This window comes from Moorella mulderi DSM 14980, from assembly GCF_001594015.1.
Taxonomy (GTDB): Bacteria; Bacillota; DSM-521; order Neomoorellales; family Neomoorellaceae; genus Neomoorella; species Neomoorella mulderi.
The window spans coordinates 318,447-336,589 of sequence record NZ_LTBC01000001.1 but is presented as its reverse complement, the minus strand read 5'-3'; the positions used below and the strand labels follow the sequence as shown (position 1 = coordinate 336,589).

The 18,143-nt window shown below is 59.7% G+C and carries 24 protein-coding genes; all 24 read left to right on the top strand.

The features are described from left to right. Window positions 1–78 precede the first annotated feature (78 nt). The 24 genes from MOMUL_RS01665 (at window position 79) to MOMUL_RS01550 (ending at window position 18,127) form a co-directional block, all read left to right on the top strand. Window positions 79–975, top strand: coding sequence for a peptidoglycan DD-metalloendopeptidase family protein (locus MOMUL_RS01665; protein ID WP_062280718.1), 897 nt, complete (start codon window positions 79–81; stop codon window positions 973–975). A 130-nt stretch (window positions 976–1,105) separates the two neighbouring features. Further along, window positions 1,106–1,306, top strand: coding sequence for a 50S ribosomal protein L31 (rpmE, locus tag MOMUL_RS01660; RefSeq protein ID WP_054937470.1), 201 nt, complete (start codon window positions 1,106–1,108; stop codon window positions 1,304–1,306). A 55-nt stretch (window positions 1,307–1,361) separates the two neighbouring features. Next, window positions 1,362–2,219 carry a DUF1385 domain-containing protein gene (locus MOMUL_RS01655; protein WP_236712940.1) on the top strand — a complete coding sequence of 286 codons (858 nt, stop codon included), beginning with the start codon at window positions 1,362–1,364 and terminating at the stop codon, window positions 2,217–2,219. Between the two features lie 6 nt (window positions 2,220–2,225). Next, window positions 2,226–3,296: a peptide chain release factor 1 gene (gene prfA / locus MOMUL_RS01650; RefSeq protein ID WP_054937471.1), complete on the top strand. Its 1,071-nt coding sequence runs from the start codon at window positions 2,226–2,228 to the stop codon at window positions 3,294–3,296. 4 nt (window positions 3,297–3,300) lie between these two features. Next, entirely contained in the window at window positions 3,301–4,158 is an 858-nt protein-coding gene (gene prmC, locus MOMUL_RS01645; protein WP_062280714.1) for a peptide chain release factor N(5)-glutamine methyltransferase, read from the top strand. After that, complete coding sequence (locus tag MOMUL_RS01640; RefSeq protein WP_084785394.1) at window positions 4,112–5,260, top strand: L-threonylcarbamoyladenylate synthase; 1,149 nt, start codon at window positions 4,112–4,114, stop codon at window positions 5,258–5,260. The genes prmC and MOMUL_RS01640 overlap by 47 nt, the downstream gene beginning before the upstream one ends. Before the next feature lie 15 nt (window positions 5,261–5,275). Beyond that, window positions 5,276–5,860: a manganese efflux pump MntP gene (locus tag MOMUL_RS01635; protein ID WP_062280711.1), complete on the top strand. Its 585-nt coding sequence runs from the start codon at window positions 5,276–5,278 to the stop codon at window positions 5,858–5,860. A gap of 3 nt (window positions 5,861–5,863) precedes the next feature. Continuing rightward, window positions 5,864–6,421, top strand: coding sequence for a low molecular weight protein arginine phosphatase (locus tag MOMUL_RS01630; RefSeq protein ID WP_062280708.1), 558 nt, complete (start codon window positions 5,864–5,866; stop codon window positions 6,419–6,421). A gap of 167 nt (window positions 6,422–6,588) precedes the next feature. Beyond that, window positions 6,589–7,071: a ribose 5-phosphate isomerase B gene (gene rpiB, locus MOMUL_RS01625; RefSeq protein WP_062280706.1), complete on the top strand. Its 483-nt coding sequence runs from the start codon at window positions 6,589–6,591 to the stop codon at window positions 7,069–7,071. Window position 7,072: 1 nt separating this feature from the next. Continuing rightward, window positions 7,073–7,636: a TIGR01440 family protein gene (locus tag MOMUL_RS01620; RefSeq protein WP_062280703.1), complete on the top strand. Its 564-nt coding sequence runs from the start codon at window positions 7,073–7,075 to the stop codon at window positions 7,634–7,636. A 120-nt stretch (window positions 7,637–7,756) separates the two neighbouring features. Next, entirely contained in the window at window positions 7,757–9,007 is a 1,251-nt protein-coding gene (gene glyA / locus MOMUL_RS01615; protein ID WP_062280700.1) for a serine hydroxymethyltransferase, read from the top strand. A 173-nt stretch (window positions 9,008–9,180) separates the two neighbouring features. Further along, window positions 9,181–9,588: a deoxycytidylate deaminase gene (locus MOMUL_RS01610; protein WP_062280697.1), complete on the top strand. Its 408-nt coding sequence runs from the start codon at window positions 9,181–9,183 to the stop codon at window positions 9,586–9,588. Window positions 9,589–9,618: 30 nt separating this feature from the next. After that, window positions 9,619–9,927, top strand: coding sequence for a MazG-like family protein (locus MOMUL_RS01605; RefSeq protein ID WP_054937478.1), 309 nt, complete (start codon window positions 9,619–9,621; stop codon window positions 9,925–9,927). A gap of 13 nt (window positions 9,928–9,940) precedes the next feature. Next, on the top strand, window positions 9,941–11,098 hold the full coding sequence (gene wecB, locus MOMUL_RS01600; protein WP_062280695.1) for a non-hydrolyzing UDP-N-acetylglucosamine 2-epimerase: 1,158 nt from the start codon (window positions 9,941–9,943) through the stop codon (window positions 11,096–11,098). A gap of 122 nt (window positions 11,099–11,220) precedes the next feature. Then, complete coding sequence (locus MOMUL_RS01595; RefSeq protein ID WP_062280692.1) at window positions 11,221–11,493, top strand: AtpZ/AtpI family protein; 273 nt, start codon at window positions 11,221–11,223, stop codon at window positions 11,491–11,493. Continuing rightward, window positions 11,465–11,833: a hypothetical protein gene (locus MOMUL_RS01590; protein ID WP_062280689.1), complete on the top strand. Its 369-nt coding sequence runs from the start codon at window positions 11,465–11,467 to the stop codon at window positions 11,831–11,833. Before MOMUL_RS01595 ends, MOMUL_RS01590 begins: the two co-directional genes overlap by 29 nt. Window positions 11,834–11,837: 4 nt before the next feature. Beyond that, window positions 11,838–12,521 (top strand): F0F1 ATP synthase subunit A, encoded by a 684-nt coding sequence (gene atpB / locus MOMUL_RS01585; protein ID WP_054937482.1) that lies wholly within the window; start codon window positions 11,838–11,840, stop codon window positions 12,519–12,521. A 32-nt stretch (window positions 12,522–12,553) separates the two neighbouring features. Further along, a complete protein-coding gene (gene atpE / locus MOMUL_RS01580) occupies window positions 12,554–12,778 on the top strand; it encodes an ATP synthase F0 subunit C (protein WP_062280686.1) in 225 nt (74 codons plus the stop codon). A gap of 83 nt (window positions 12,779–12,861) precedes the next feature. After that, entirely contained in the window at window positions 12,862–13,368 is a 507-nt protein-coding gene (gene atpF / locus MOMUL_RS01575; protein WP_054937484.1) for a F0F1 ATP synthase subunit B, read from the top strand. Continuing rightward, window positions 13,365–13,901, top strand: coding sequence for a F0F1 ATP synthase subunit delta (locus MOMUL_RS01570; protein ID WP_062280682.1), 537 nt, complete (start codon window positions 13,365–13,367; stop codon window positions 13,899–13,901). The genes atpF and MOMUL_RS01570 overlap by 4 nt, the downstream gene beginning before the upstream one ends. A gap of 30 nt (window positions 13,902–13,931) precedes the next feature. Continuing rightward, window positions 13,932–15,455 carry a F0F1 ATP synthase subunit alpha gene (gene atpA / locus MOMUL_RS01565; protein ID WP_062280680.1) on the top strand — a complete coding sequence of 508 codons (1,524 nt, stop codon included), beginning with the start codon at window positions 13,932–13,934 and terminating at the stop codon, window positions 15,453–15,455. A gap of 14 nt (window positions 15,456–15,469) precedes the next feature. After that, window positions 15,470–16,318: an ATP synthase F1 subunit gamma gene (gene atpG / locus MOMUL_RS01560; protein WP_062280677.1), complete on the top strand. Its 849-nt coding sequence runs from the start codon at window positions 15,470–15,472 to the stop codon at window positions 16,316–16,318. Between the two features lie 15 nt (window positions 16,319–16,333). Continuing rightward, entirely contained in the window at window positions 16,334–17,722 is a 1,389-nt protein-coding gene (atpD, locus tag MOMUL_RS01555; protein ID WP_062280674.1) for a F0F1 ATP synthase subunit beta, read from the top strand. Further along, window positions 17,723–18,127, top strand: coding sequence for a F0F1 ATP synthase subunit epsilon (locus tag MOMUL_RS01550; RefSeq protein WP_062280671.1), 405 nt, complete (start codon window positions 17,723–17,725; stop codon window positions 18,125–18,127). It begins immediately after the preceding gene. The last annotated feature ends 16 nt before the right edge of the window (window positions 18,128–18,143 follow it).

The window sequence follows — 18,143 nt, the reverse complement described above, 5'->3', positions numbered from 1 at the left end:
TTTACGTATGGCTAAAATAAAGGCTAAATGGGAAAAAAGGCAACTAATGCCAGAATGGCAAAGGATAGGAGTGAAAAAATGCTGTACAAAAAGATGGCGGTAAGTCTGGCCCTGGGGTTGGCCCTGCTCGTTAACAGCCTTTTTGCCTTCCCGGCGCAAGCGGCCGTCATCGAGGATTTGCAGCAGGTGGCGACCGTCCTCGCGCCGGCAACCTACCAGGAACTGGCTGCCCGGGTCAATAACTATACCCGCATCTACCGGGTAGAAGAAGGCGACACCCTGGAGCGTATTGCCCGCCGCTACCAGGCTGACCCCGAGCTGGTGGCGGTGATGAATTACCTGGAACCTGATGCCGTCCTGACACCGGGCCAGTTCTTGGTGCTGCCCCACGAAGAAGAGCGGAGCTATACGGTAGCTGCCGGGGACACCCTCTGGGATATTGCGCGGCGTTTTGGCACCAGCGTGGAAAGCCTGGCCGCTGCCAACGGTATTGTCGATGCCAGGCGGCTGCGGATTGGTATGGTTCTGACTATCCCCGGTTCGCCACGCGGGGTACCGGTCACCAGGGTAGAGCCTCTACCTGCTTCCCGTAGCTTAAGGCCGGTTTCCTTTCTCTGGCCCCTCATCGGCGCCATTACATCCGGCTTTGGCTGGCGGGATAATGAGTTCCACCACGGCCTGGATATTGCCGGCAAGGTGGGGGATTACATCCAGGCCGCCTGGTCCGGGGTGGTAACTTTTTCCGGCTGGGGTAACGGTATCTATGGTAACATGGTTAAACTCGACCATGGCAATGGGCTGGAGACTGTTTATGCCCATAACTCCCGCAATCTGGTCAAGGTGGGTGAGTACGTCCGGGCCGGTGAGCCCATTGCCGAAGTGGGCGGTACGGGCAATGCCACCGGTCCCCACGTTCATTTTGAAATCCGGGAAAAGGGCAAGGCCATCAACCCCGAACGATTCTTAAAGAGGTAAAAAGGGCCGGTACGCCGGCCTTTTTTTGATGGTAAGGGGATTTGCCCCCCGCCAATTTTTTTCTTTGCACTGGCGGCCCTTTCATGTTATACTGATATGAGTTTGATTTTCCCGCGGAGGTGAAGATGGCGTGAAACCCGATATTCATCCCAATTACGACAAAGCCCGGATTATCTGTGCCTGCGGTAATGTCATTGAGACACGTTCCACCAAAAAAGAGATCCGGGTAGAGATATGCTCTCAGTGCCATCCCTTTTACACCGGTACCCGGCAAAGGGTAGTCGAGCGTGGCGGGCGGATTGAGCGTTTCCGGCAAAAATATGGTCGCTAGGGCAAAAAGGCGGAGCCGCAGGCTCTGCTTTTTCCTATTGCCGGCGGCCCCCGAGGTGCAATACGGCGGCCAGGCCGTCATTGAGGGCGTGATGATGCGGGGGCCACACAAAACGGCAGTAGCCATCCGTAAAGCCAGCGGCGAGATCCTGGTCGAGGCCGAACCCAACAGTTCCATCACTGCCCGTTACCCTGTTTTAAAACTACCCCTGCTCCGCGGCGTTGTGGCCTTATTTGAGTCTTTAATCCTGGGTATCCGGTATCTAACCTTTTCGGCCAACCAGGCTATGGAGGGAGAAGAAGAGGAGTTAAGCACCAGGGACCTGGTCCTGACGGTAGCCATTGCCCTGGCGGCGGCCGTGGGTTTCTTTGTCCTCCTCCCGGCCGGGGCGGCCCTGCTCCTCCATAACCATTTATCTATCTTCTGGCAGAATGTAGTCGAGGGGCTGCTCAGGATGCTCCTCTTTTTAGGCTACGTGGCGGCCATTGGCCGGGTCAAAGACGTCCAGCGCGTCTTCCAGTACCACGGGGCCGAGCATAAAGTAATTAATGCCCTGGAGGCAGGGGAAGATTTAAGGGTGGAAACGGTGCGGCCCTATTCGACCCTGCACCCCCGGTGCGGTACCAGCTTCCTCCTGCTGGTCCTGGTATTAACCATCGTCTTTTTTTCCATCGTTGGCCGGGGTGGGATTACCTGGCGCCTGGCCTCCCGCCTGGTATTGCTGCCGGTAGTAGCTGGCCTGGCCTATGAACTGCTCAAATTCACCGGCCGTCATTTAAACGTACCCTGGGTCCGGGCCATAGCTGCCCCGGGCCTGTGGCTGCAAAAGCTTACTACACGGGAGCCCGACGACGGCATGCTGGAGGTAGCCCTGGCCGCCCTGGAAGCGGCGCGGGAGGAAGAAGCGAGGTGATGCCTTATGCTGGAGAAGCTGGAACAGCTCGAAGCTAAATATGAAGAACTGGGCCGGCTCATGGGCGACCCGGCAGTAATCGCCGACCCGGAGCAATTGCAGAAGCATGCCCGGGCCCACGCAGCCCTGGAAGAAATAGTTACGACCTTTCGCCAGTATCGCCGGGTCATGTCCGACCTGGAAGAAAGCCGGGCCATGTTGGAAGAAGAAAAGGATCCCGAGTTCCGCGACTTCCTAACAAATGAAATAAAACGCCTGGAAGAGGAAAGGGAGAACTTGGAACGGCAGTTAAAGATCCTGCTCCTGCCCAAAGATCCCAACGACGAAAAGAATATCATCATGGAGATCCGGGCCGGAGCCGGGGGTGATGAAGCGGCCCTTTTTGCCGGCGACCTTTTTCGCATGTACCAGCGCTATGCGGAAAAAAACCGCTGGCGGACGGAGATTATCAGCTCCCATCCCACGGAACTGGGGGGCTTCAAGGAAATTATTTTCCTGATTGAAGGCCAGGGAGTTTACAGCCGCCTGAAGTTTGAAAGCGGCGTCCACCGGGTGCAGCGCATCCCCACCACCGAGTCCGGGGGACGGATTCATACCTCCACAGCTACCGTAGCCGTCCTGCCCGAGGCGGAAGAAGTAGATGTGGAGATTAACCCCGAGGACCTGCGGATTGACATCTTTTGTTCCAGCGGGCCCGGGGGCCAGTCAGTCAACACCACCTACTCGGCGGTACGGATTACCCACCTGCCGACGGGCCTGGTGGTATCCTGCCAGGACGAGAAGTCGCAGCTGAAGAACAAGGAGAAGGCGCTGAAGGTCCTGCGGGCTCGCCTCCTGGATATGGCCCGGGCCGAGCAGGAGGGGGAGCTGGCGGCCGAACGGCGTTCCCAGGTGGGTAGCGGCGACCGCAGCGAGCGGATCCGCACCTACAATTTTCCCCAGAACCGGGTAACCGACCACCGGATCGGCCTGACCCTGCACCACCTGGATGCTATCCTGGATGGCGAACTGGACGAAATCATCGATGCCCTGGTGACCAGTGACCAGGCCGAGCGTTTAAAGAATATGGAGGCTTAAGGCGTTGGGATTGACCCTCCAGGAAGCCTTAAAAGAAGCAACCCGGAAACTCGCGGCGGCAGGGCTCCCCCGGCCCCGCCTGGAGGCGGAAGTCCTCCTGGCCTGGGCCGGCCGGTATACCCGCCCTGAGCTCCTGGCCCGGCTGGAGGAGGAACTGGAGCCTGCCGCTGCGGCCAGGTTCTGGCCGGCCGTGGAGCGCCGGGTGGCCGGGTACCCCCTCCAGTACCTTACCGGCCGCCAGGAATTCATGTCCCTGGAGTTTAAAGTTACCCCGGCGGTTTTAATCCCCCGCCAGGACACGGAAGTGGTGGTGGAAGCCGTCTTAAAGCGCCTCGAGCCTGACGGGAGCTATGTCATTGCCGATTGCGGCACGGGTAGCGGGGCCATAGCTTTAAGCCTGGCCTACTACCTGCCCAACGCCAAAGTTTACGCCACTGACATAAGCCCGGCAGCCCTGGAAGTAGCCCGGCAGAATGCCCGTGCTTTAGGCCTGGCAGGCCGGGTTACTTTCCTGCAGGGCGATTTTTTGGCGCCCCTTAAGGGTTTAAAGTTAGATGCCCTGGTGGCCAACCCTCCCTACATACCTGCGGCCGAACTGGACAGGTTGCCGCCGGAGGTCCGGGCCGAGCCGCGCCTGGCCCTGGACGGCGGCCCCGACGGTTTGCGCGCCTACCGGGTCCTGTTACCCGGGGCACCGGAAGTTTTAAAGGTAGGGGGGCTCCTGGCCCTGGAAATCGGGTATAATCAAGGCAGGGCCGTCCGGGACCTGGCAGCGGCCGCCGGGGCTTACCGGGATATGGCGGTGTTACCCGATTATGGCGGCCGCGATCGTTGTTTCCTGGCCTATCGCCGGGAAGAATAATAACAGGGATAAATACATAGAGGTGAAATGGGTGGCTGTGGGTAAACGGACGAAGTACTTAAAAATAGATCCCCTGGTACCGGAACTCCATAAAATTCGCCTGGCGGCCCGGATCCTTAACCGGGGCGGGGTGGTGGCCTTCCCCACGGAAACGGTCTACGGCCTGGGGGCCAATGCCCTGGATGGCCGGGCGGTGCGGCGCATCTTTCGCGCCAAGGGACGGCCGGCCGACAATCCCCTGATTGTCCATATTGCCAGTTTCCGGGATGTCCAGGACCTGGTGGCCTACCTGCCGCCCCGGGCGACCCTGCTCATGCAGCGCTTCTGGCCCGGGCCCCTGACCCTGGTCCTGCCGCGGGGCGACCTGATCCCGGATATCGTGACCGCCGGCCTGGATACGGTAGGCATCCGCATGCCTGCCCACCCGGTGGCCCAGGCCCTCATCCGGGTCGCCCGCCTGCCCATAGCAGCTCCCAGCGCCAATATCTCCGGCCGCCCCAGCCCTACCACCGGCCAGCACGTCCTGAAAGACCTGCGGGGCAAGATTGATGCCGTCGTCGATGGCGGGCCGGCTACCGTGGGGGTAGAATCAACGGTCCTGGACCTGACAACCCCGGTGCCCACCATTTTAAGACCGGGGGGAGTGACCTATGAAGATCTGAAAGCTGTCCTCGGCGAAGTAGCTATTGACCCGGCCGTCCGCGGCAGCCAGGTGGCGCAGCCGCGGGCGCCGGGGATGAAGTATAAACACTATGCCCCGCGGGGTGAAGTTTATCTCATTACCGGCGAACTGGACCGGGTGACGGCTAAAATCCGGGCCCTGGTGGCAGCCTGGCAGCAAAGGGGATGCCGGGTGGCCGTCCTGGCGACCAGGGAAACGGCCGCGGCTTACCAGCAGGAGCCCCGGCCCGATTACCTGGAGGTCCTGGGCAGCCGCTCCCAGCCGGCTACCATTGCCGCCAATCTTTTTAGTGCGCTGCGCAACTGTGACCGCCACCGGGCCGACATCATCCTGGCCGAAACCATAGCCGAAGAAGGCCTGGGCCTGGCCATCATGAACCGCCTGCGCAAGTCAGCAGCCAACCGCATCATCCATGCTTAAGATGGAGGCATTGACATGGAACCGTTAGGTCTCATCCTGGTAGCCATGGCCCTGGGGACCGATGCCTTTTCCCTGGCTACCGGCCTGGCCCTGGGGGGCCTCCGGGGCCGGCAGGCCCTGCTTTTTGCCGGCACCGTGGGTATTTTTCATATCATTATGCCACTGACGGGCCTCTACCTGGGCCTGTTGCTGGGCCGGCTCCTGGGGAAACTAGCGGCCATTATCGGCGCCCTGGTCCTGGCCGGCATGGGGGGGTTGATGCTCTGGGAGGCCCTCGCGACCCGGAGGGAAAGCGGTGGCCTGGCCGGGCAGGTGCTGCGGGCCGTACCAGGCCAGGGAGGCGGGATCGGCGGCCTGATGGCCATCCTGCTCATGGCCGGGAGCGTCAGCCTGGACGCCCTCAGCGTCGGTTTTGGCCTCGGTGCCATCAGCGTCAATGTCCCCCTGACGGTCCTGACCATGGGTTTTATTGCCGGGACCATGACGGTCCTGGGACTCTTGGCCGGCCGGCGCCTGGGCGCCTACCTGGGCAACAGGGCCGAGGTTATCGGCGGCTTAATTCTGGTCGGTATCGGGTTAAAAATGTTGATGGGGGTATAGGATATGCCCGGTATTCTTTTTGTCTGTACCGGTAACACCTGCCGCAGCAGCATGGCGGCGGCCATTGCCTCCCATATAAAGGAAGAGCGGGGCTTAGATATTGAAATTGCCTCGGCCGGCCTGGCAGCCAGGGAAGGGGACCCGGCAACACCGCAAGCCATCCAGGCGGTGGCGGCCATGGGAATTGATCTCCAGGACCACCGCGCCCGGCAGGTTACAGGCGCCCTGGTAGATGATGCCGGCCTGATTTTAACCATGACCAGGTCCCACAAGGAATATCTCCTGCAGCTTTACCCGGACGCCAGGGGAAAAACCTTTACCCTCAAAGAGTATGTCCGGGATGGGAAAGAAAAGCCCTCGCCAGGGGAGCCCCGGGAAGAGACGGGTGCAAGAGCGGCTGCCGGAAGGCCGCCTGTTGATGACGATATTCCCGATCCCTTTGGCCGGCCCCTGGAAGTATACCAGGCTACTGCCAGGGAACTGGCCGAACTTGTTGGACAGGCCCTGGAGAAATATGCACAAGACACCCATGCCGCTAATCCGGCACCATCAGAAGGATGAAAATAACGGGCTGGCATTTGTTTGGAGCGAGCAAAAACAATGCCAGCCTGGAGCGAAGTTATTTTCAGGGTAGAAAAAAATAGGTTTGGTAACTTGAGCAGGAATTAACGTTAACACGGCGAATAATTAAGTAGTATTTAATCTTTACACTAAGAGGTGCAGTGAGATTGCGCATCGCTTTGGGTAGTGATCACGGCGGTTTTCATCTTAAGGCAGCAATTAAGGAGTACCTGGACCGGCAGGGCATTGCCAACCATGACTTCGGCACCTATAGTGCTGAGGCAGTAGACTATCCTGACTATGCCCGGGAGGTAGCCGAAGCTGTGGCCAGCGGCGCCTACGACCGGGGTATCCTCTGCTGCGGCACGGGGATAGGCGTCTGCATAGCAGCCAATAAAGTCCCGGGTATCCGCGCCGCCCTTTGCCACGATACCTTTTCTGCCCGGGCGGCGCGGGAACATAATGACGCTAATATCCTGACCCTGGGAGAGCGGGTCATCGGCCCCGGCCTGGCCCTGGAAATTGTCGCCACCTGGCTGGCGGCCGAATTTAGCGGCGGCCGCCATGCCCGCCGGGTGGCCAAAATTAGCGCTATAGAGGCCAGTTACCGCCAGAAGGAAAAAAATAGGGCGGGCAGGGAGGACGCATAGAATGGTCGACTTAAGCACCATCACGGCGGCAGTTAAAGCAGCTGCTACCGAGCTTATTGAAGCTGCCGCTCTAAAGCCCGGCCAGATCCTAGTGGCCGGCTGCAGTACCAGCGAGATCACGGGCCAGAAAATTGGCACGGCCTCTTCCCTGGAAGTAGGCCAGGCCGTGGTAGAAGGCCTGCTCCAGGCCACCAGTGCCGCCCAGGTATACCTGGCGGCCCAGTGTTGCGAACATTTAAACAGGGCCCTGGTCATCGAGGCAGGTGCCGCCAGGCTTTACGACCTGCCGGTGGTAACAGTCGTCCCGGCGCTAAAGGCCGGCGGTTCCCTGGCTACGGCGGCTTTTTCCGCCCTGCACCGGCCGGTGGTGGTCGCCGGGCTCCAGGCCCATGCCGGACTGGACATCGGCGCCACCCTCATCGGCATGCACCTGCGGCCGGTAGCCGTCCCCGTCCGACTGCAGGTCAAAACCATCGGCAGCGCCCCCGTCACGGCGGCCCGGACGCGACCCCCCCTGATTGGTGGTGAACGGGCTGTATACGTATTTCAGCGGCAGCAAGATTGAAGGCAGGAGAAATAACCGGCTGCTGCAGCTTGAGGCGAGATAAGGATGAGGAGCCAGAACCAGGAAGTTAGAAGCTGGTAGAGGAAGAGTTTCCAGCAGCAAAAACAGGAGGGGAATTTAATGAACTTAGAAACCGTAGCTCGAGTGGACCCGGAACTGGTCGAGGCCGTCAAAGGCGAGTTGCAACGCCAGCGCACCCACCTGGAACTCATCGCCTCGGAGAACTTCGTCAGCCGGGCCGTCATGGAAGCCTACAGCTCGGTACTGACCAATAAATACGCCGAAGGATATCCGGGCAAACGCTATTACGGCGGCTGCGAGTGGGTCGATGTGGTCGAAAACCTGGCCCGGGAGCGGGCCAAAGCCCTCTTCGGCGCCGACCATGCCAACGTCCAGCCTCATTCCGGCAGCCAGGCCAATACCGCCGTCTATCTCGCCGTCCTTAACCCCGGCGATAAAGCCCTGGGGATGAACCTGGCCCACGGCGGTCACCTGACCCACGGCAGCCCGGTCAGCCTCTCCGGCCGGTATTATAGTTTTTCCTTTTACGGCGTCAACCCCGATACCGGCCGGATTGATTACGATGAAGTGGCCCGGATAGCCCGGGAAGTAAGGCCCAAGCTAATTGTCGCCGGGGCCAGCGCATACCCGCGGGTCATCGATTTTGCCCGCTTCCGGGAGATAGCCGACGAAGTCGGCGCCCTTCTCATGGTGGACATGGCCCACATCGCCGGCCTGGTGGCCGCCGGCATCCACCCCAGCCCCGTACCCTACGCCCATTTTGTGACCACTACCACCCATAAGACCATGCGGGGGCCGCGGGGAGGTATTATTTTTACCACCAGGGAATTCGCCAGGGAAATCGACAAGGCGGTCTTTCCCGGCATCCAGGGCGGGCCCCTGATGCACGTCATTGCCGCCAAGGCGGTGGCCTTGAAGGAAGCCATGCAACCGGAATTCAAGCGTTACCAGGAGAGAATTGTCACCAACGCCCGTACCCTGGCCGAAGCCCTGATTGGTTACGGTTTCCACCTGGTATCCGGCGGTACCGATAACCACCTCATCCTGGTGGACCTGCGCAATAAAGGCCTTACCGGTCGCGACGCCGAGGATATTTTAGGTTCCGTCCAGATCACCGTCAATAAAAACGCTATCCCCTTTGACCCGGAGAAGCCCAGCGTAACCAGCGGCATCCGCCTGGGCACAGCCGCCCTGACCTCCAGGGGTATGGACGCCGACGCCATGCGGATGGTAGCCCGGGCCATAGATCTCGCCCTCTCCTACGGCCCTGATGAAAAGAAACTGGATGCAGCCCGGGGCATTGTCGCCGAGCTCTGCCAGGCCTACCCCCTGTACCCGGAGCTTGGTTGAAATTAAAAAGCCCGCCTGGAGGTTAAAAACTCCGGGGCGGGCTTTAAAAAAGTCTGGCCGTCAAGGACAAATTATGCTAAAATAAGGCAGGATACGCGCAATTTAATTTTTTAAGTTTTGGCGGGAACTACCCGCTAAAATTTTGCTGTTATTTTACTCCACAGGTGAGTTTTATGCGTAAAGGCTGGGACGACTACTTCCTGGATATCGCCTTCCAGGTGGCCGGCCGGAGCACCTGCAACCGGCGGGCCGTCGGCGCCCTGGTAGTTAAGGACAAGCGCATTAAGGGTACCGGTTACAACGGCGCCCCCCACGGCCTGCCCCACTGCCTGGATGCCGGCTGCCTCATGGAAGGAGAGCACTGCCAGCGGACCATCCACGCCGAAATCAACGCCCTCCTGGAGTGTTCACCGGAAGAACGGGCCGGGGCGACCATGTACGTTACCGATTACCCCTGCGAGAGGTGTGCCCTGACCATTATCCAGGCCGGGATTAAAAGGCTCGTCTATGCCCGGCCCTACCCGGTCGCCCGCGACTGGCTGCGGGAAGCCGGGATCGAAATCGTCCACCTGCCCCGGTAAAGCGGCAATATCCTGCTGGAGGGAAAAAATTTGCAGCAAAAGATTATTGCCTTACCCAAACTCGACAACCTGACACCAACTATGGAGTCTACCGCCTTAAAGCTCATGGAAGAAGCCGGGGAACTGGCCCAGGCCATCGGCAAGCTCCGGGGTTTAAGCGGCGAGGAGGTCCAGGTGGACCATAACGCCGTCCTGGCGGCCATTACCCGCGAGTTGCTGGACGTGGCCCAGACGGCCGTTTCCCTCATGTTTGTCCTGGAAGACCAGTACGGCGTCGACATCCAGCAGGCCCTGGAGGAGCATATCAATAAACTCAGGGCGAAAAGGTATTTGAAATAAGAGGAGTTTTTCCATGCCGCCCTTAAAGGTACTCACCGTCTTTGGCACCCGTCCCGAGGCCATCAAAATGGCCCCGGTAGTAAAAGAACTAAACCGTTACCCGGAAGAATTCACCTGCCAGGTGGCCGTCACGGCCCAGCACCGGGAAATGCTGGACCAGGTCCTCCACCTCTTCCAGATCCAGCCCGACTATGACCTGGATATCATGCGGCCCCGCCAGACCCTGGAAGAAGTGACCACCAGGGCTTTAAATGGCCTGGCCGGGGTTTTAAAAACCTCCCGGCCGGACGTGGTCCTGGTTCACGGGGACACCACCACCACCTTCGTAGCGGCCCTGGCCGCCTTTTACCAGCAAATTTCCGTCGGTCATGTCGAGGCGGGCTTAAGGACGGGGGACCGCTACGCCCCCTTCCCGGAGGAGATGAACCGCCGCCTGGCCGGGGCCCTGGCCGACATTCATTTTGCCCCCACAGCCACTGCCCGGGATAACCTGTTGCGGGAAGGCATACCGGCGGAGCATATCTACGTCACCGGCAATACCGTTATTGATGCCTTAAAGGCTACCGTTCGCCCCGGCTACTGCTTTAGCGATCCCCGCCTGCAGGAGCTGGATTTTCAAAAGTGGCGGGTTATCCTGGTAACGGCCCACCGCCGGGAAAACTGGGGCGAACCCATGCGGGAAATATTCACGGCCCTGCGGGACCTGGTAAAGCGCTATGAGGATACAGTCGTCGTTTTCCCCGTCCATTACAACCCCCGGGTGCGGGAGCTGGCCGGGGAAATCCTCGGTAACCGGGAGCGTATTTACTTAATTGAACCCCTTGATTATGAGCCCTTTGTCAACCTCATGGCCCGTTCCTACCTGGTGTTGACGGATTCCGGCGGCCTCCAGGAAGAAGCGCCGGCCCTGGGTAAACCCGTGCTGGTCCTGCGGGAAGTCACCGAACGGCCGGAAGCCGTTGCTGCCGGTACCGTGCGCCTGGTGGGCACGGGCTACCAGGAGATCCTGGCAGCGGCCGGCGAACTCCTGGAAGACCGTGAGATTTACCTGCGGATGGCCCACGCCGTTAACCCTTATGGTGATGGCCAGGCCTCGCGGCGTATCCGGGGCGCCCTGCGCCATTATTTTGGCCTGACAATTGCCAGGCCACAGGAATTTACGCCCGCATAAAGTTTCCCTATGTGTTGGATTAAAAAATAAACATTTTTGCGGCAGGAATTTCATTAACAAAAGAGAATACTTTATAGCACTGGCAGGGTATAAAAATTTCCTCCAGGCACAATTTAACATCAATGGTAGCTAAAAAGCGTCATTTCTGGGATTACGCCAGGTATGCCAATATGGCCTTTTCCTTTGGGGTTACCATGATTGCCGGCATTCTCCTCGGCCTTTACGGTGGGGGATGGCTGGACCGGCGGTTGGGCACGTCGCCCCTTTTCATGCTGGCCGGCGTCCTCCTGGGGGTAGGGGTGGGTTTTCGCAGTGTCTTAAGCGAATTGCGTGTCCTGGAAAAGGAAGCACCAAAGATTAAAACCGATGCTCAAGATAAAACTCACCCGGACTGAAAAAGGGATGCTGGCCATGGCTGCCCTGGGAGCAGTAGCCGGCCTGAGCGGCGGTTATTACTCCTTTGTTGCCGGCCTGGGGTTTGCTTTGCCTGTTTCCCTGTTGTTACTCCGCTGGCAGGTGGCAGCAGTCGATAACCTGGACAACCTGCCGCCCCAGAAGGCCTTTAATCGTTTCTTCGGGCGTTCCCTCATGCGGTCGGGTCTGTCCCTGGCCCTTCTGGGCCTGGCCCTGGCCGGGGGAATAGAGTTTCTTTTTGGCGTGCTGGCAGGGCTGGTGCTCCAGGTCCTGGCCTATATGGGCAAGGCCATTCTCATTATCCTGGGAAAGGAGGGATAGAACAGTGGGACTGCAAGCCCTGGGCGAGATAATGGCCCATGTCCGGCCCCATGAAGTATTTTACCTGGGGCCCATCCCGGTCTACTCCACGGTGGTCAATACGTGGATTATCATGGCCCTCCTGGTCCTGGGGGTTTTCCTGGCTACCCGGAAATTAAACTTTATCCCCCGTGGTATCCAGCACATCTTTGAGATGCTACTGGAATTTTTCTACGGCCTCCTGGAGGAAACCATGGGCAAGGAAGGCCGGCGCTACCTGCCCCTGGTAGCCACCCTGTTTATTTTTATCCTTAGCCTTAATCTATCCTGGTTTATCCCCGGGATGAAGCCCCCGACCATGGACCTCTCCACCACGGCGGCCTTTGCCGTGGCGACCATCATCCTGGTCCAGCTTATCGGCATCCGGAAAAGGGGCCTGGTGGGCTACATCAAGCACTTTTTCCAGCCGGCACCCTTTCTCTTTCCCCTGAATGTAATTGAGGAACTGGTCAAGCCTGTTTCCCTGTCCCTGCGTCTATTCGGCAATATGTTCGGGGAAGAGATGGTGGTGACTATCTTGTTTATTATGCTACCCTTTTTATTACCGACGCCCATTATGATCCTGGGCGTCCTCATGGGCTTGATCCAGGCCTTTGTTTTTACCCTGCTGACAGTTACTTATATTGCCAATTTTATTCATGGGCATTAAATTATTTTTTAATAACTTAAAGGAGGATCTACATGACAGCACTAGGTTTTATCGGCGTCGGCCTGGCCATAGGCCTGGCAGCACTGGGTTCGGCCCTTGGCCAGGGTAATGCTTCCCGCGGAGCAATGGAAGGTATAGCCCGTCAGCCTGAGGCCAGCGGCGACATCCGCACCACCCTGCTCCTGGCCCTGGCCTTTATGGAGGCGCTGACGCTCTTTTCCTTCGTTATTGCCATCCTCATGTGGACCAAGCTTTAAAATGAAGCGGGCGGGTAAGGCGGGCCAAACCGTCTTATTCGCCCCTGTCCTGCTTTCAGGAACAACGAAAGGGGGGTGGCTACGTGCAGGGCATCTTTCAGGCCCTGAATTTCAGCGGTTGGACCTTTTTGTTTCAGGTCATCAACCTCCTGGTAGTCATGGGGGTTCTTTATATTCTCCTTTATAAACCCCTGGGCAAGATCCTGGCCGACCGCGAGGCCAAAATTGAGGGCAATTTAAAGGACGCGGCGGCGGCCAAAGAGAAGGCAGAGCAAATGCTGACTGAATACCAGCAGCAACTCCAGGGTGCCCGCCAGGAAGCCCAGGCAATACTAGACCGGGCCAACAGGATGGCCGAAGAAACCCGGGCGGAGATAGTTGCCAGGGCTAAAGAAGAAGCCAGCCGGGCTCTGGAACAGGCCCGGGCCGAGATTGAAGGCGAAAAGAGCAAAGCCCTGGCTGCCATTCGCAGTGAGGCAGCTACCCTGGCCGTCCTGGCGGCCGGCAAAGTTTTAGAGCGCACCTTAACGCCTGACGACCAGGAACGCCTGGCCCGGGAAGCGCTGGCCGAGGTGGAGCGGTTGCAATGAGCAGTCAGACTATCGCCAGGCGTTATGCCCGCGCCCTCTTTGAAATTGCCCGGCAGAAAGGCGACACGGAAGGCTTTGCCGCCGTCCTGGAAGCAGCCGGCCGGGCCCTGGCAGAGAATCCCGAACTGCGCCGGGTCCTTTATCACCAGCTCATTCCCGTCCGGGAGAAGCAAAGGATAATGGACACCCTCTTCCCGGACGTCGAACCATTATTAAAGAACTTTTTCCACCTGGTCCTGGCCAAAGGCCGGGAGCGGGCCCTGCCGGAGATAGCGGCCCAATTCCGGCGCCTGGTTGACCGGGAAAACAGGGTGCTGCCGGTGGAAGTGCAGGCAGCAGCACCTCTTTCCGAGGAGGTAACCGCCGCTTTGAAAGAAAGGCTGGCCCGGATAACGGGACAAAACGTCCGCCTGCAAACCAGAGTGGATCCGTCCCTCCTGGGCGGGATGGTCATCCGCCTGGGGGACAGGGTCCTGGACGCCAGCCTGAAGAAAAAGCTGGAACTTTTGGGCGAGCACTTGAAGGGCGCGTGAGCAGAAAGAGCAAAGGGGTGAAAAGCAGTCTTGAGCATCCGGCCCGATGAGATAACCAGTATTCTGAAGAACCAGATCGAACAGTACCAGCTGGAAGTAGAAGTGGCCGATACGGGCATCATCACCCAGGTGGGTGACGGCATCGCCCGCATCTACGGCCTGGAGCGGGCCATGGCCGGCGAGTTGCTGGAGTTTCCCGGCAATGTTTACGGCATGGTCCTGAACCTGGAGGAAGACAACGTCGGCGCCGTGGTCCTGGGCCCCTACACCCACATCAAAGAAGGGGACCAGGTCAAGCGCACCGGCCGCATCGTCGAGGTCCCGGTAGGGGAAGCCTTGATCGGCCGGGTAGTCAACGCCATGGGCCAGCCCATTGACGGCAAGGGTCCCATCAAGACGGAAAAGTTCCGGCCGGTGGAATCGCCGGCGCCGGGCGTTGTTTACCGCCAGCCGGTGAATACCCCCCTCCAGACGGGCTTGAAAGCCATAGATTCCATGATCCCCATCGGACGCGGCCAGCGGGAATTGATTATCGGCGACCGCCAGACGGGCAAGACGGCCATCGCCGTGGATACCATCATCAATCAAAAAGGGCAAAATGTTATCTGCATCTATGTGGCCATAGGCCAGAAGGCTTCCACCGTGGCGGGCGTTGTCCACCGCCTGGAGGAGGCCGGGGCCATGGATTATACCATTGTCGTCTCGGCCACGGCCAGCGAGCCGGCGCCCATGCTCTACATTGCCCCATATGCCGGCTGCGCCATGGGCGAGTATTTCATGTACGAGCAGCACCGGGACGTCCTCTGCATTTATGACGACCTGTCCAAGCACGCTGCCGCCTACCGTGAACTCTCCCTGCTACTCAGGCGGCCGCCGGGACGGGAGGCCTACCCGGGCGACGTCTTCTACCTCCATTCCCGCCTGCTGGAACGGGCGGCCCGCCTGAATGACGCCCTGGGGGGCGGGTCCCTGACGGCCCTGCCCGTCATTGAGACCCAGGCGGGGGACGTGTCGGCCTATATCCCCACCAACGTCATTTCCATCACCGACGGCCAGATCTACCTGGAGTCCGACCTTTTCTACGCCGGCCAGCGCCCGGCCGTCAACGTGGGCCTATCGGTATCCCGGGTGGGTGGTGCGGCCCAGATCAAAGCCATGAAACAGGTGGCCGGCCGCCTGCGCCTGGACCTGGCCCAGTACCGCGAGCTGGCGGCTTTCGCCCAGTTTGGCTCCGACCTGGATAAGACCACCCAGGCACGCCTGGCCCGGGGTGAGCGCATGATGGAGATTTTAAAGCAGGACCAGTACCAGCCCATGCCGGTGGAAGAGCAGGTAGCGGTCCTCTATGCGGCCGTTAACGGCTTCCTTGATGACCTGCCGGTAGAAAGGGTGCGGCCCTTTGAAAGGGAATTCTTACGCTTCCTGCACAGCGTGCACCCGGAGATTCTCGACGGCATCCGGGAGAAACGCCAGCTGGACGACACTCTCCAGGAACAGCTTAAGAAGAGCATCGAAGAATTCAAGAGCAGCTTTACCGCTGCCGGGAAAGCATAAGGTGGTGAGCCGGTATGCCCAACATGCGTGACCTGAAGCGCCGCATCCGCAGTATCAGGAGTACCCAGCATATTACCCGGGCCATGAAAATGGTGGCGGCAGCCAAACTGCGCAAGGCCCAGGCCCAGGTCACGGCAGCCCGGCCCTACGCCGAGAAACTTGAGGAAGTCATCGGCCGCCTGACCGGAGCCGTGGACCCGGAGACCCAGCCCCTGGCGGCTGCCCGGGAAGTCAAAAAAGCCGGCTACGTGTTGATTACCGGTGATCGCGGCCTGGCCGGCGGCTATAATGCCAACCTCATCCGCTTGACGGAAGAACGCCTGCAGGCGGAAGAGCGCCCGGTAGCCCTGGTAACTGTGGGCCGCAAAGGACGGGACTACTTTCGCCGCCGCCGGGTGGAGATAGTCCGCTCTTTTACCGATATTGGTGACGAACCGGACCTCATCCAGGCCCGGGAACTGGCCCGCCAGCTTGTAGAACTGTACCTGGAGGGGAGCCTGGACGAGGTTAACCTCATCTATACCCGTTTCTACTCCGCCCTCCGCCAGGTGCCAAGGATCGACCGCCTGCTGCCTATTCAAGCCAGCGGTGCCGGTGAGGAAGGCGGGGATTATATCTATGAACCTTCTCCCGCCGAGGTCTTAAAATCCCTGCTGCCCCGTTACTGCGAGATCAAGGTCTACCAGGCCCTCCTTGAGGCCAAGGCCAGCGAGCACGGGGCCAGGATGACGGCCATGGATAACGCCACCGAGAATGCAGCCGAAATGATCGATAAATTAACCCTATCCTTCAACCGCGCCCGCCAGGCGGCCATTACCAGGGAGATCGTGGAGGTAGTGGCCGGGGCCGACGCCCTGAAGTAAAGGAGGGGATATGGATTGAACGAAGGACAGGTAGTACAGGTAATCGGCCCGGTAGTTGACGTGGAATTTGCCAGCGACCAGCTGCCCGACCTGTATAACGCCATTACCATTAAGAATGACAAGATCAATATCACTATGGAAGCCATGCAGCACCTGGGTAACAACACCGTCCGCTGCGTGGCCCTGTCTTCCACCGACGGCCTGCAGCGGGGCATGAAGGCCGTGGATACCGGCGCCCCCATCACCATACCGGTAGGCCGGGCGACGTTAGGCCGGCTGTTTAACGTCCTGGGAGAACCCATTGATAACCAGGGACCGGTAGAAGCTACTGAACGGCTGCCCATCCACCGGCCGGCTCCTTCCTTTGAGGAACAGCAGCCGTCAACTGAAGTTCTGGAGACGGGCATTAAGGTAGTTGACCTGCTGGCCCCCTACGCCAAGGGCGGTAAAGTCGGCCTTTTTGGCGGTGCCGGCGTGGGCAAGACGGTCCTCATCATGGAGCTCATCCGCAATATTGCCTACGAGCACGGCGGCTTTTCCGTCTTTGCCGGTGTCGGTGAGCGCACCCGTGAAGGCAACGACCTCTACCTGGAAATGAAGGAATCCGGGGTCCTCGAGAAGACGGCCCTGGTCTTCGGCCAGATGAACGAACCCCCGGGAGCCCGCCTGCGGGTGGGCCTAACCGGACTGACCATGGCCGAGTATTTCCGGGACGCCGAAGGTCAGGACGTTCTCCTCTTCATCGATAATATTTTCCGTTTTGTCCAGGCCGGCTCCGAAGTATCGGCCCTCCTGGGACGCATGCCTTCGGCCGTGGGTTACCAGCCCACCCTGGCCACGGAGATGGGCGCCTTGCAAGAGCGCATCACTTCTACCAAAAAGGGATCCATAACTTCAGTCCAGGCCATTTATGTCCCGGCCGACGACCTGACCGACCCGGCGCCGGCGACCACCTTTGCCCACCTGGACGCCACCACGGTGCTCTCCCGGCAGATCGCCGAGCTGGGCATTTACCCGGCCGTGGACCCCCTGGATTCCACCTCCCGCATCCTCGACCCCAGGGTCCTGGGCGAGGAGCACTACCAGGTGGCCCGCGGCGTGCAGCGCATCCTGCAGCGCTACAAGGAACTCCAGGATATTATCGCCATCCTGGGCATGGATGAACTCTCGGAAGAAGACAAACTGATCGTGGCCCGGGCGCGCAAAATCCAGCGCTTCCTCTCCCAGCCCTTCCACGTGGCGGAGGCCTTTACCGGCCAGCCCGGCGTCTACGTGCCTTTAAAGGAAACCATCCGCGGCTTCAAGGAAATTTTGGAGGGCCGTCATGACAACCTGCCTGAGCAGGCCTTCTATATGGTCGGTACCATCGACGAAGCCGTAAAGAAGGGGCAGGAGTTGATGTAAATGGCCCCTCTAAAGCTGGAGGTTATTACGCCCGAGAGGGTGACTTTGAAGGCGGAAGCTGAGAGCGTTATCGCCCCGGGCGTCCTTGGCTACCTGGGCGTTTTGCCCGGCCATGCCCCCCTCATTACTCCCCTCAAGGCCGGGGTGGTAACCTACCGCCCGGAGGGCGGCGGGGAGGAGCGCCTGGCCGTGTCGGGCGGCTTCCTGGAAGCCGGGCCGGAGCATGTGGTCATCTTGGCGGATACGGCGGAAAAAGCCGACGAAATCGACGTGGAGCGGGCGCGCCAGGCGAAAGCGAGGGCGGAAAAGCGCCTCCGGGAACGGCCGCCCGGCCTGGATGTGGCCCGGGCCGAGGCCGCCCTGCAGCGGGCTACGGCTCGCCTCAAGGCCGCTGGCGCGGTATGAGAAATATTGTTTAATT

What these genes read in the sequence shown, in the direction of transcription:
- MOMUL_RS01640 (WP_084785394.1), top strand. Translation starts at nt 4,112, where the DNA reads ATGGCGGCCGCGATCGTTGTTTCCTGGCCTATCGCCGGGAAGAATAAT.
- MOMUL_RS01550 (WP_062280671.1), top strand. Translation starts at nt 17,723, where the DNA reads ATGGCCCCTCTAAAGCTGGAGGTTATTACGCCCGAGAGGGTGACTTTG.
- atpE (WP_062280686.1), top strand. Translation starts at nt 12,554, where the DNA reads ATGACAGCACTAGGTTTTATCGGCGTCGGCCTGGCCATAGGCCTGGCA.
- prfA (WP_054937471.1), top strand. Translation starts at nt 2,226, where the DNA reads ATGCTGGAGAAGCTGGAACAGCTCGAAGCTAAATATGAAGAACTGGGC.
- atpG (WP_062280677.1), top strand. Translation starts at nt 15,470, where the DNA reads ATGCCCAACATGCGTGACCTGAAGCGCCGCATCCGCAGTATCAGGAGT.
- MOMUL_RS01630 (WP_062280708.1), top strand. Translation starts at nt 5,864, where the DNA reads ATGCCCGGTATTCTTTTTGTCTGTACCGGTAACACCTGCCGCAGCAGC.
- glyA (WP_062280700.1), top strand. Translation starts at nt 7,757, where the DNA reads ATGAACTTAGAAACCGTAGCTCGAGTGGACCCGGAACTGGTCGAGGCC.
- MOMUL_RS01590 (WP_062280689.1), top strand. Translation starts at nt 11,465, where the DNA reads ATGCTCAAGATAAAACTCACCCGGACTGAAAAAGGGATGCTGGCCATG.
- MOMUL_RS01595 (WP_062280692.1), top strand. Translation starts at nt 11,221, where the DNA reads ATGGTAGCTAAAAAGCGTCATTTCTGGGATTACGCCAGGTATGCCAAT.
- wecB (WP_062280695.1), top strand. Translation starts at nt 9,941, where the DNA reads ATGCCGCCCTTAAAGGTACTCACCGTCTTTGGCACCCGTCCCGAGGCC.
- MOMUL_RS01665 (WP_062280718.1), top strand. Translation starts at nt 79, where the DNA reads ATGCTGTACAAAAAGATGGCGGTAAGTCTGGCCCTGGGGTTGGCCCTG.
- MOMUL_RS01620 (WP_062280703.1), top strand. Translation starts at nt 7,073, where the DNA reads ATGGTCGACTTAAGCACCATCACGGCGGCAGTTAAAGCAGCTGCTACC.
- MOMUL_RS01610 (WP_062280697.1), top strand. Translation starts at nt 9,181, where the DNA reads ATGCGTAAAGGCTGGGACGACTACTTCCTGGATATCGCCTTCCAGGTG.
- MOMUL_RS01635 (WP_062280711.1), top strand. Translation starts at nt 5,276, where the DNA reads ATGGAACCGTTAGGTCTCATCCTGGTAGCCATGGCCCTGGGGACCGAT.
- MOMUL_RS01570 (WP_062280682.1), top strand. Translation starts at nt 13,365, where the DNA reads ATGAGCAGTCAGACTATCGCCAGGCGTTATGCCCGCGCCCTCTTTGAA.